Raw genomic sequence first — 11,145 nt, forward strand, 5'->3', positions numbered from 1 at the left:
AATCCAGGCAAGTGAAGTTCGCGTGGCGCGGATACGTCAACCAGCTCACCTACACGGCCGACCTGCGGCACCGGGCGGACGACGAGTTCGTCGAGCGGATCGCGGACGAGCTGATCCGGCAACGGTTCTTCACCCTCCCGGTGGCGGACTACCACCGGGCGGCCACGGCGGCCCTCGCGTCCGGGGAACGGATCGCCGGCGAACAGGCCGACGAGGACGCCACCCGCGATTTCCTCGCGCGGCTGGTGCGGGCCCTCGACGACCGCGGGCCGTGGCCCGAACCGCCCTACTCGACCAGCGGCACCAGTGAATGGGCCGCCTTGAGGGACGCACCCGTGGTCGCGCGCGTCCCGCTGACCGACCGGCAGATCGCAGTCGCGCTGAGCCGGGCCTTCGCCGAGGAACCGCCGGGCGTCGGCGACGTGCGCGTGCTGATCCTGCGACTGGGCACCGGGCAACAGGTCGCCTTGCGTGCTTCGCGTCCGTTCATCGAGCCCGGTGTCGACCTGCTGACTTACGACGATTCAGTGTCCACTGTGGCCGCGTTCGGCGAACTGACCGGTATCGACGTCGAGCCGGGGTAGCCCGCTCAGGAAGTACTGACCGGGAACCGCAGTTCGAAGATCGCGCCGCCCTCGTCCGCGTTGTAGACCGCCAGCGTGCCGCCGTGCGACTGCGCGACCCACCGCACGATGGACAGCCCGAGCCCGGAAGACCCGCCGGTGCTGGCGAACCGGTCGAAGGCCTCGCCCGCCCTCGTGGTGTCGATACCGGGGCCGTGGTCCGCGACGGTCACGGTGCCGCCGGCGACGGTCAGGTGCACGAACGCCTTCGCGCCCGGCTGGCGGCCGTAGCGCATGGCGTTGTCGAGGAGGTTGCCGATCGCCCGTTGCAGCAGCGTGGGGTCGGCGTCGATCTTCGTGGGAGCGGCGGTGACGGTGACTTCGGCGCCTTCGGTCGCGGTGTCCTCGACCACGCCCACCACCAGCTGGTCGAGCCAGATCGGCTGGATGTTCAGTTGTTCCACGCCCGCGGCGAGCCGTGCGCGGACGAGCAGGTCGTCGATGATCCCGCCCATTCTCGCCGCGAGGCGGACGGTCCGCGGCAGGAGTTCCGCCGACTGGGCGGGGTTGGCCATCGCGGTTTCGGCGAGCGCGCGCAGGGCCGCGACAGGGGTGCGGAGGTCGTGCGCGGTCTCGGCGAGCAGGACTTCCTGTTGCTGCAGGGCCGCGGCCGCGGGCCGGATCGAGCGGCCGGACAGCAGGTGGCCCGCGAAGCCCAGTACCGCGACCAGCAGCACGGTGCCGCCGATCACCAGCAGCGTGAACCGGGTGTGCGCGTCGTCTTCGGTCGCGGTGGGCAGCACCGCGACGACGGCCGCGAACGTCTTGCCATCGCTGTCGCGCAACGGTTCCGCGCGGACCTTGACCATCGCGCCGTCGGTTCCCTTTTGGTGGCCCTGCACCAGCTTGCCGCCTCGCACCGCTTCGGTGGCGAGGCCGTTCAGCAACTGTTCGCTCATCGGGACACAGATCGCCCGCGAGAGATGTGCTGGGAAAGCGGGTGCGCTCCCGGGCAGGATCGCGAACTGCGGGCAGCGGTCGTTCAGCACGTCGGTGTTGACCAAGCCGAGGTCGATGGTGCCGTCGAAGGCGACCAGCCTGCTGACCGACGCCGTGACCTTGCTCAGCGCGGCGTCGATCCGATCTTCGCCCTGTTCGCCGTCCTCGCTGATGAGCAGCCACGCGAACACGACCAGCCCGAGGGTGTTCATCACGGTGAACAACGCGGTCAGCGTCCAGCGCAGTTTGCGCAGCCGATCGGCCGAGGAGTGGGTGTTCATCGGGTGCCCAGCCGGTAGCCGAGCCCGCGGACGGCGTGGATCAGTTCGGGTTCCTTCAACTTGCGGCGCAACCGCTTCACCACCACGTCGACCACATTGGACATCGGATCGGCCTGCGCGTCCCAGCAGTGCTCGATCAGATCCGCCCGCTGCACCGGCAGCCCGGCCCTGGTCAGCAGGTATTCGAGCACCGCGTACTCCTTGTTGGTCAAGGTCAGCAGCACACCCGCCCGGCGCACTTCGCGCCGCGCGCAGTCCATCACCAGGTCCTCGTGGTGCAGCACCGAGGGCCGGTCGAACGCGGACCGGCGGCACAGGTTCGCCACCCGCTCGGTCAGTTCGGCCATCACGAACGGTTTCACGAGGTAGTCGTCGCCGCCGTGTTCGAAGCCGGCCACCCGGTCGGCGAGCCCGTCGCGGGCGGTGAGGAACAGCACCGGCGCCCGCCAGCCCAGCTGCCGTCGCATGTGGACGTAGGAGATGGCGTCGCCGTCCGGCAGCATCCGGTCGAACACCACGCAGTCGTGGTGCGTACCGCGCAGCAACCTGTCAGCGGTCGCGATGTCTCCCGCCTCGTCGACGGCGAAACCCGCCGAGCGCAGCTGTGTGACCAGCGCGAGGCGCAGATTCCCGTCGTCTTCGACGACCATCACCCGTGTCATCAAAACCTCATGTTCGGACAGCGAAAGTAGACGCATGCAGTTCCGCGGTGCCCCTGAACGCTAACGCGTCGGGTGGCCATCGCCGCCCGTAAGGCGGGGAACTGGCATGAACAGGACGTCGTTCGGCACCGCGCCGGGGGAAGAGGGAGGTACCTGCGATGACCGTGCAGACCGGCCAGCTCAGCCTGGTCACGGGAGTGGGCCCGGGCAGCGACCGGGCGGGGCTCGGCGAACTGCTCGCGGAAGCGACCGGCGAGGTGCTCGTCATGAGCACGGGAACGGACACCGCGTTCCAGCGGATCGCGCTCGCGAACGTGCGCCCCGGCGTACGCCACAAGGTGCTCTTCCCTGACTCCGCGCGGATGTCCGGCGCGCTCAACCGGATTTCGCGGGCCGGGGCCGAGGTACGGACCGACGCCGAGGTCCCGATGGACGCACTGGTGATCGACCGGACCTCGGTCGTCCTCCCCGCGGACGGCAGGCAGGCGGGCTCCGCGGTGTTCCGGCTGCCCGGCGTGGTCACCGCGACGGTCGGGCTGTTCGAGCGGATCTGGCAGGCCGCCGCCCCGCTCGTCCCGCTGGACCTCCCGGAGCCCGAGAACGCTTCTATCCTGAGCTGCCGCGAGCAGGAGCTGCTGACGCTGCTCTTCTCCGGCACGACCGACGAATCCGCCGCCGCGCGGCTCGGCGTCTCGGTGCGCACGGTGCGCCGGATGGTCGCCGACATCATGAACCGGCTCGGCGCGCGCAGCCGGTTCCAGGCCGGCGCCAAGGCCGTCGACCGCGGCTGGCTGATGGCGAAGGCGGGCTGATGACCACCTCGACCCCCGGTCGTGTCCTGCTGGTGGCGCGACGGCCCGGCGCGTATCCGACCATCGGCGACGCCTTGGCGGAGGCTTCCGACAACGCCGTCATCACCATCGAAGGCGGCGAATACGCGGAAACCGCCGAACTGACCGGCCTGCGGGTGACCCTGGCCGCGGCCGACGGCGCCACCGTCGTCGTCGACGGCCGGGGAGCCGACAGGCCCGTTTTCCGCACCACCGGCGGAGCGCTCGTCCTCGAAGGGATCGAGATCCTGGCGGGGGACGCTTCCGCGATCCAGTCCGACGACACGGAACTGACCGTCCGGCGCTGCGTCGTCTCCGGCGGGCGCGGCCCGGCGATCGCGATCCGCGGCCTGACGGCGTTCACCGTGACCGGCTCCGTGATTTCGGCGGCGGAGCAGGGGATCCTCGTCGACGGTTCGCCCGGCAGGATCGAGAACACCACGGTCGAAGACGTGACGGGGGACGGGATCACCCTCGGCCAGGGAGCCGATCCGGTCGTGATCGGCTGCACGGTGACCGGTTGCGGGCTGCGCGGCGTCTACGTCTACCAGTACGCCCGGCCGAGCATCGAGAACTGCGTGATCTCGCGCACCGGTCACGAGGGGATCGCCGTGGCGCATCACGGGGTGCCGGTGATCGAGCGCTGCACGGTCACCGACACCCGCGGTCCGGGGATCGCGTTCGCGGCCGGCTGCGGCGGCGAGATCTCCGCTTGCCGGGTCAACAACACCGCGGAACCCGGGATCGCGATCGCCGAAGGAGCGACGCCGAAGGTCAGCGAAGCCGCGGATCCCGGCACCGTCGGCGACAGCGCCTTGGACGAGATGCTCGCCGAACTCGACGCGATGATCGGCCTTCCCGAGGTCAAGGAAGAGGTCCGCGCGCTGGTCGACGAGTTGCAGGTCAACGAATGGCGCCGCCGGGCCGGGCTGCCTGTCGGCGCCGCCGGGCACCACCTGATCTTCGCGGGCGCGCCGGGGACCGGGAAGACGACGGTCGCGCGGATCTACGGAAAACTGCTGAAGGCGCTGGGAGTCCTGCCGATCGGCGAGTTCCGCGAGGTGTCCCGCCGCGATCTCGTCGGGCAGTACATCGGGCACACCGCGGAGAAGACCGCGACCGTGTTCGAGGAGGCCAAAGGCGGCGTCCTGTTCATCGACGAGGCGTACACGCTCACCCGGCTCGCCGGTTCCGGCGGCGACTTCGGCCAGGAGGCGATCGACACCCTGGTCCCGTTGATGGAGGACCATCGCGACGAGGTGGCGGTGATCGTGGCCGGGTACACCGACGAGATGGTCGACTTCCTCGCCGCCAACCCCGGTCTCGCGTCCCGTTTCGGCAAGACGATCGAGTTCGAGAACTACAATCCCGCCGAACTGCTCGCCATCTTCGGGCGGATGGCGGCCGCCGGGGACTACGAACTCGATCCCGGTACCGCCCCGGTGCTCACCGACCACTTCCGGCGCGTTTCCGGGGACGTCAACTTCGGCAACGCGCGGGACGCGCGGCTGCTGTTCGAGAAGGCACGCACGGCTCAGTCCCAGCGCTTGCGGCTGATGGGCCGGATGCCCGCGCTCGAAGAACTGCGCGGGTTGCACGTGGCCGACGTGGAGGCGGCCATCGCGCGATAACGTTCCAGTGTGCGGGTGCTGGTGACCGAAGACGACGAAAACTTGCGGGTGGCGCTGGAATTCGCCCTGCGCGGCGACGGTTTCGCGGTGGACACCGCCGCCGACCTGCCCGGCGCCGACGAGGCGCTGATGGTGAACGCCTACGACTGCGCGGTGTTCGACCGGATGCTGCCCTCGGGCGACGCGTTGCTGTACGTGCGGAACCGGCGCGGCGCGGGATGGCCGCTGCCGGTGCTGTTCCTGACCGCGCGCGACAGCGTCGCCGACCGGATCGACGGGCTGCGCGTCGGCGGCGGCGACTACCTGGTCAAGCCGTTCGCGATGCCGGAACTGATCGCCAGGGTGCGCAGCCTGTGCCGCCGCGACATGGCCGGGCAGGCGGTGATCCTGCGGTGCGCCGACGTCGAACTCGACACCGGCAGGCACCAGATCTCGCGGGCGGGCGTGCTGCTCACCGTGACCCGCAAGGAATACCTCGTGATGGAGCGGCTGATGGCCGCGACCGGTCGGCCGGTCTCGCGGCGGGAGCTGATCCGGTACGCGTGGGACGAGATGGCGGACCCGGCGTCCAACGTGCTCGACGTCGTCATCGCCCGCCTGCGACGGAAGCTGAAGGATCCGCCGCTGATCCACACCGTGCGGGGGTCGGGCTACCGCATGGCGCCCCTTTAGCCGGATGGGCTTGGTACCCCACGGGTCACGTGAGTCACAGCGGCTGCGGTTTTGGCGGACCTTGGGTAGCTGAAGCGGCGGTACGGCACGACCACCCACGCCACCGCCGGGTTGCTCAGGCTCGGCATCGACGCCCAGGCGCTGGAGCCCGCCGCGCTGGTCGCCCACCTGGCCGAGACCGTGCGCGCGATGGCCGGCCTCTATCCGGGCGGCTGAAGCCGCCCCGGATGTGCCATGCTCGACAGCGCACGAAGCGGCGAAACCGAGAGGTGACGAGGGTGTCCATCTGGGCAGGCGTGATCAATTTCGTCCGGGCGCGGTACGAGGTGCTCGAAGAGCGGGACGGCTGGCTCCGGTTCCGGGTCGACACCGGGGAGGGCCGCGGCCAGCAGGTGTCGTTGCACCACTTGCCCGACCACGACGGCGCGGAGTGGGTGGAGATCTCGTCCCCGGTCGGCTGGGCCGACAAGATCGATCTGCGCCGCCTGCTCGAACTGGCGGGCGGCGACTCTGTCGGCGGCGCGGCGGTGGTGGACGGTGTCGCTCTGCTCAAGCACACGATCCCGCTGGTCGATCTGAACCTGCGGAACGAGTTCGAACATCCGCTGAAGTCCCTCGTCACGCGTGCCGACACACTCGAACACGAGCTGACCGAGGCCGACGAGTTCTGATCCGGCGGGTCCTTTCAGGACGGTCCGGAAACGGTGAAGGCCCCCTGCGCCGCAGGGGGCCTTCACTCGTCTTGAGGCTCGCGTCCAGAACTTCAGAGGCGCTCCTGCAGCGCGTCCGCGGCGGCGAGCAGGTCCGCGGCCCAGCGCGCCCCCGGCTTACGCCCTATCCGTTCGATGGGCCCGGAAACCGACACCGCGGCGACGACGGTGCCCGTCGAATCCCGGACCGGCGCAGAGACACTCGCCACACCGGGTTCCCGTTCCGCCACGCTCTGGGCCCAGCCGCGACGGCGGACCTCGAGCAGGGTGCGCTCCCCGTACACGGCTTCGGAAAGGATCGTCCGCTGCGTGTGCGGATCCGACCACGCGGCGAGCACCTTCGCGCCGGATCCCGCCGTCATCGGCAGTCGCGAGCCGATCGGCACCGTGTCACGGAGACCGCTGGGCGGCTCCGCGGTCGAAACGCAGACGCGCTGGACGCCGTCGCGACGGTAGAGCTGAACGCTTTCCCCGGTGATGTCGCGTAATTTCGGCAGCACCGAACCGGCCGCGTCGAGCAGCGGATCGGTCGAACCGCCCGCCAGTTCCGCGAGCGCTGTCCCCGGCCGCCAGCGCCCGTCGGGGCCGCGGCGCAACAGGCGATGCACCTCGAGCCCGACCGCGAGCCGATGCGCCGTCGCGCGCGGCAAACCGGTCCGCGTGCACAGTTCCGCCAGGCCACAAGGATCTTCGGCCACGGCCTGAAGCACGGCCACGGCCTTGTCGAGTACTCCGATACCGCTATGCTGTCCCACAAGCCGATACTATCTTCCCGAAGTTTGAGATGTCCAGATGGTGGGAAGTACCGATTTCACCGCATGTGAGGAGCCGGAAATGCCCCGGACACTGGCCGAGAAAGTGTGGGAGTCGCACCTGGTGCGGCGCGGCGAGGGGGCCGAGCCGGACCTGCTCTACATCGACCTGCACCTGCTGCACGAGGTCACCAGCCCGCAGGCCTTCGACGGACTCCGCCTGGCGGGCCGGAAACTGCGCCGCCCCGACCTCACCATCGCGACCGAGGACCACAACGTCCCGACGATCGACATCGAACTGCCGATCGCGGATCCCGTGTCCCGTACCCAGGTCGACACCCTTCGCAACAACTGCAAGGAGTTCGGCGTCCGGCTGCACCCGATGGGCGACGCCGAGCAGGGCATCGTGCACGTCATCGGCCCGCAGCTGGGCCTGACGCAGCCCGGGATGACCGTGGTGTGCGGCGACAGTCACACCTCGACGCACGGCGCTTTCGGTGCCATGGCCTTCGGGATCGGCACCTCCGAGGTCGAACACGTGATGGCCACCCAGACCCTGCCACTCCGTCCATTCAAGACGATGGCGATCACGATCGAGGGCACAGTCGGTGCGTCCGTGACGGCCAAGGACATCATCCTCGCGGTGATCGCGAAGATCGGCACCGGCGGCGGGCAGGGCTACGTCCTCGAGTACCGCGGCGAAGCCATCGAAAACCTGTCGATGGAAGCCCGGATGACGGTCTGCAACATGTCCATCGAAGCCGGTGCGCGCGCCGGGCTCATCGCCCCGGACGAGACGACGTTCGAGTACCTGAAGGGCCGTGCGCACGCGCCGCAGGGCGCCGACTGGGACGCCGCCGTCGAGAACTGGCGCGAACTCCGCACCGACGACGACGCCGTCTTCGACGCCGAGGTGCGCCTGAACGCCGACGAGCTCACGCCTTTCGTGACCTGGGGCACGAACCCGGGCCAGGGGCTCCCGCTGGGCGCCGAGGTGCCCGACCCCGAGCGCATCGGCGACGAGAACGAGCGCATCGCCGCTGAAAAGGCCCTGTCCTATATGGACCTGAAGCCGGGCACGCCGCTGCGGGAGATCGCGGTGGACACCGTCTTCCTCGGCTCTTGCACGAATGGCCGTATCGAGGATCTGAGGGCCGCCGCGGACGTCCTGCGCGGGCACAAGGTCGCCGGGTCGGTCCGGATGCTCGTCGTCCCCGGTTCGATGCGGGTCCGCCAGGCGGCCGAAGCCGAAGGGCTGGACCAGGTCTTCACCGAAGCGGGCGCGGAATGGCGTCAGGCGGGCTGCTCGATGTGCCTCGGCATGAACCCGGACCAGCTCAAGCCGGGCGAGCGCAGCGCCTCGACCTCGAACCGCAACTTCGAAGGCAGGCAGGGCAAGGGCGGCCGGACGCACCTGGTCTCGCCCCTCGTGGCGGCCGCGACGGCCGTGCGGGGAACCCTGTCGAGCCCCGAAGACCTGCAGCCCGCCACCGCCCGCTGACAGCGCTGACCGCGCTGACATCGCTGACATCCGCGAAGGAGTTCCCACCATGGACGCGTTCACCCACCACACCGGCGTCGGGGTCCCGCTGCGCAGGTCCAACGTGGACACTGACCAGATCATCCCGGCGGTCTACCTCAAGCGCGTGAGCCGCACCGGCTTCGAGGACGGGCTCTTCGCCGCCTGGCGCTCCGACGAGTCGTTCATCCTCAACCAAGAGCCCTTCGGCAGCGGGTCGGTCCTGGTCGCGGGCCCGGACTTCGGCACCGGTTCCTCCCGCGAGCACGCGGTCTGGGCCCTGATGGACTACGGCTTCCGTGCCGTGATCTCCTCCCGGTTCGCGGACATCTTCCGCGGCAACTCGGGCAAGCAGGGCCTCGTGGCCGCCGAAGTCGCCCAGGCGGACGTCGAACTGCTGTGGAAGCTGCTCGAAAACGAGCCTGGGACGGAGGTCACGGTGGACCTCGAGTCGAAGACGGTACGAGCCAAGGACTTCACCGCGCCCTTCCAGATCGACGACTACACCCGCTGGCGGATCCTCGAAGGGCTCGACGACATCGCCCTGACACTCCGCCACGCGGAGGAGATCGACACTTTCGAGATTCAGCGCCCCTCCTGGAAGCCGGTGACCCTCCCGGCGGCCACCTCCTAGGCCTGGTCAAAGGGGGCGGATTCCCTTGCTGAGCAGGGAATCCGCACCCCGGCCGAGGGTCCTTCGCAGAGCCCCGAAACCGCACCGAACGGCACCTCGAGAGGCCCCGGAGGGGTCCCTCAAGAGGCGGAACAGCCCCCGAGGCAAGGGAAATTTCCGCGCGTCGTTTGGAATTTGTGCTGCATTGGTAATACCGTGTGCGCTAAGTCGGCCGACGGGGCCGTGTACAACAAGTTCTTCTTGGAGGACTGGAATGGCCAACAAGGCCCAGCTGATCGAGGCGCTGTCGGAGCGCCTGGGCGACAAGAAGGTCGCGTCGGAGGCCGTCGATGGCCTTGTCGACATCATCATCCGGACGGTCAACAAGGGCGAGAAGGTGAACATCACCGGCTTCGGTGTGTTCGAGAAGCGCGCCCGCGCCGCCCGTACCGCGCGGAACCCGCGCACCGGTGAGACCGTTCGCGTCAAGAAGACCAACGTGCCCGCCTTCCGCGCCGGCACGACCTTCAAGGACGTCATCAGCGGTTCGAAGAAGCTGCCGAAGGCCACCGCTGTGAAGCGCGCGACCGCCGGCACCGCCACCACCACTCGGGCCGCCGCCACCCGCGCGACGACGACCCGGACGGCCGCCAGCCGCCCGGCCGCGACGCGTACCACCACCACGCGGACGCGCGCCGCCGCTGCCACCAAGGTCGCCGCGAAGCCGGCCGCCAAGGCGACAGCGACCAAGGCACCGGCCAAGACGACCGCCGCCAAGGCGGCGCCGAAGACCGCGGCCAAGGCCACGACTCGCGCCACCACGGCCAAGAAGGCGACCGCCACCAAGGCCGCCGCGAAGCCGGCCGCCAAGGCGACTGCCGCCAAGGCTCCCGCCAAGAAGGCTCCGGCCAAGCGGACTTCGGCGGCTGCGAAGAAGAAGTAAGCTCTCTCCACGAGTGAGCCAACGGCAGGGCCCCGCGCACGGCGCGGGGCCCTGCCGCATTTTTCGGCCCGGAACCCGTCGGAGACGGACCGATCACCGCGAAATGCGCCTGTCAGTGCGTTGCGGCCGTCTCCTTTCCTCGCAACGCCCTTGAGCGGGGGCGCCGGGGAAAAAGGGTCCTGGAACGGATCCACGGCGTTCTGTGGACGAATGTGGCGTGCCTATGGCGATTGCTTCGGGACGGTCACTCCGATGGCGCATCGTCCCGTTCCGCCGGACCGCCCGCCCGAACTGCCCTCCTGACCGCACTCCCGCTTGTACTCCACAGTGGAGAGACGATCGGTGTCGCCGCTGGACAGCGCGCCGCGGCTCCCCGCGCCTGACGCGGTGTCGGAACTCACGTCGCGGCGGATCCACCTACTCACAGGCACTTCAGACTCGGCGACTTTCGCTTCCCCAGCACACGGCCGGAGTAGCGGTAGGTCACCCACGTGGGGGAGTCGCACCGGGAAAGTGGTGCGGGAGTGAGTGTCCCGGCCGGGACACGTGAGTGGTGCGAACGGTTCTCGAGGGGCAGGGCAAAGTTGTCATGTTCGTGACCACGCCGCGATGCCCCCGATGTGGCATTGGAGACGCTCAACGTCCCCAATGCCACATCGGGGGCATCTCTTCGTGAGGGTTGGCCGACCGGTGCGAACGCCGGGCGCCGCTCGCCCTGCCGGATGACAGGTCCGTGAAGGCCTCAGCGTCGACCGACATCGCCGCCGGGCACAACGCCTCCCGCCCACCGGACCATCCCTTCGCGCTCGGGCCATCCCCGCGAGAGGTGAGGGGTAGGACAGTCGTGCTTCCCGGGGCGCCGGTGTGGGGGGGGGGGGGGGGGGGGGGCGGCGGGACCCCCGCCATCGACGACCACACAAACCACCCACCCCACCACGCGCCGGCGCCGCCCCCCACGAGCCCCCAACCC

12 protein-coding genes are annotated in these 11,145 nt (G+C 69.7%); 9 read left to right on the forward strand and 3 right to left on the reverse strand.

All coding sequences use genetic code 11. The features are described from left to right. Nucleotides 1–11 precede the first annotated feature (11 nt). The gene (locus ACZ6YV_RS29765) at nucleotides 12–584 is read left to right on the forward strand and encodes a hypothetical protein (RefSeq protein WP_465512753.1); all 573 of its coding nucleotides are present in this window, start codon (nucleotides 12–14) and stop codon (nucleotides 582–584) included. A gap of 5 nt (nucleotides 585–589) precedes the next feature. Here the strand turns inward: ACZ6YV_RS29765 and ACZ6YV_RS29770 are convergent, their stop codons facing one another. Together ACZ6YV_RS29770 and ACZ6YV_RS29775 are read right to left on the reverse strand one after the other, a co-directional pair. Then, a complete protein-coding gene (locus ACZ6YV_RS29770) occupies nucleotides 590–1,843 on the reverse strand; it encodes a sensor histidine kinase (RefSeq protein WP_465512754.1) in 1,254 nt (417 codons plus the stop codon). Beyond that, nucleotides 1,840–2,505: a response regulator transcription factor gene (locus ACZ6YV_RS29775; RefSeq protein ID WP_465512755.1), complete on the reverse strand. Its 666-nt coding sequence runs from the start codon at nucleotides 2,503–2,505 to the stop codon at nucleotides 1,840–1,842. The genes ACZ6YV_RS29770 and ACZ6YV_RS29775 overlap by 4 nt, the downstream gene beginning before the upstream one ends. A 158-nt stretch (nucleotides 2,506–2,663) precedes the next feature. Between ACZ6YV_RS29775 and ACZ6YV_RS29780 the strand changes: the two genes are divergently transcribed. From ACZ6YV_RS29780 to ACZ6YV_RS29800, 5 genes are all read left to right on the forward strand, one after another. Further along, nucleotides 2,664–3,317 carry a helix-turn-helix transcriptional regulator gene (locus ACZ6YV_RS29780; protein WP_465512756.1) on the forward strand — a complete coding sequence of 218 codons (654 nt, stop codon included), beginning with the start codon at nucleotides 2,664–2,666 and terminating at the stop codon, nucleotides 3,315–3,317. Continuing rightward, complete coding sequence (locus ACZ6YV_RS29785) at nucleotides 3,317–4,966, forward strand: right-handed parallel beta-helix repeat-containing protein (protein ID WP_465512757.1); 1,650 nt, start codon at nucleotides 3,317–3,319, stop codon at nucleotides 4,964–4,966. The genes ACZ6YV_RS29780 and ACZ6YV_RS29785 overlap by 1 nt, the downstream gene beginning before the upstream one ends. A gap of 9 nt (nucleotides 4,967–4,975) precedes the next feature. Beyond that, the gene (locus tag ACZ6YV_RS29790; protein WP_378241759.1) at nucleotides 4,976–5,638 is read left to right on the forward strand and encodes a winged helix-turn-helix domain-containing protein; all 663 of its coding nucleotides are present in this window, start codon (nucleotides 4,976–4,978) and stop codon (nucleotides 5,636–5,638) included. Between the two features lie 111 nt (nucleotides 5,639–5,749). Then, nucleotides 5,750–5,854: a hypothetical protein gene (locus ACZ6YV_RS29795; RefSeq protein WP_465512758.1), complete on the forward strand. Its 105-nt coding sequence runs from the start codon at nucleotides 5,750–5,752 to the stop codon at nucleotides 5,852–5,854. Nucleotides 5,855–5,916: 62 nt separating this feature from the next. After that, the gene (locus ACZ6YV_RS29800; RefSeq protein WP_378241755.1) at nucleotides 5,917–6,309 is read left to right on the forward strand and encodes a hypothetical protein; all 393 of its coding nucleotides are present in this window, start codon (nucleotides 5,917–5,919) and stop codon (nucleotides 6,307–6,309) included. A 92-nt stretch (nucleotides 6,310–6,401) separates the two neighbouring features. Here the strand turns inward: ACZ6YV_RS29800 and ACZ6YV_RS29805 are convergent, their stop codons facing one another. Then, nucleotides 6,402–7,103: an IclR family transcriptional regulator gene (locus tag ACZ6YV_RS29805; protein ID WP_076162773.1), complete on the reverse strand. Its 702-nt coding sequence runs from the start codon at nucleotides 7,101–7,103 to the stop codon at nucleotides 6,402–6,404. A 79-nt stretch (nucleotides 7,104–7,182) separates the two neighbouring features. On the opposite strand from ACZ6YV_RS29805, the gene leuC reads away from it, so the two are divergent. The 3 genes from leuC to ACZ6YV_RS29820 all read left to right on the forward strand — a co-directional run bounded on the left by leuC (nucleotide 7,183) and on the right by ACZ6YV_RS29820 (nucleotide 10,175). After that, a complete protein-coding gene (gene leuC, locus ACZ6YV_RS29810; RefSeq protein ID WP_465512759.1) occupies nucleotides 7,183–8,601 on the forward strand; it encodes a 3-isopropylmalate dehydratase large subunit in 1,419 nt (472 codons plus the stop codon). Between the two features lie 49 nt (nucleotides 8,602–8,650). Then, nucleotides 8,651–9,253, forward strand: coding sequence for a 3-isopropylmalate dehydratase small subunit (leuD, locus tag ACZ6YV_RS29815; RefSeq protein ID WP_465512760.1), 603 nt, complete (start codon nucleotides 8,651–8,653; stop codon nucleotides 9,251–9,253). 253 nt (nucleotides 9,254–9,506) lie between these two features. Beyond that, on the forward strand, nucleotides 9,507–10,175 hold the full coding sequence (locus ACZ6YV_RS29820; RefSeq protein WP_465512761.1) for an HU family DNA-binding protein: 669 nt from the start codon (nucleotides 9,507–9,509) through the stop codon (nucleotides 10,173–10,175). Nucleotides 10,176–11,145: the final 970 nt, after the last annotated feature.

The organism is Amycolatopsis sp. NPDC102522 (genome assembly GCF_055584485.1).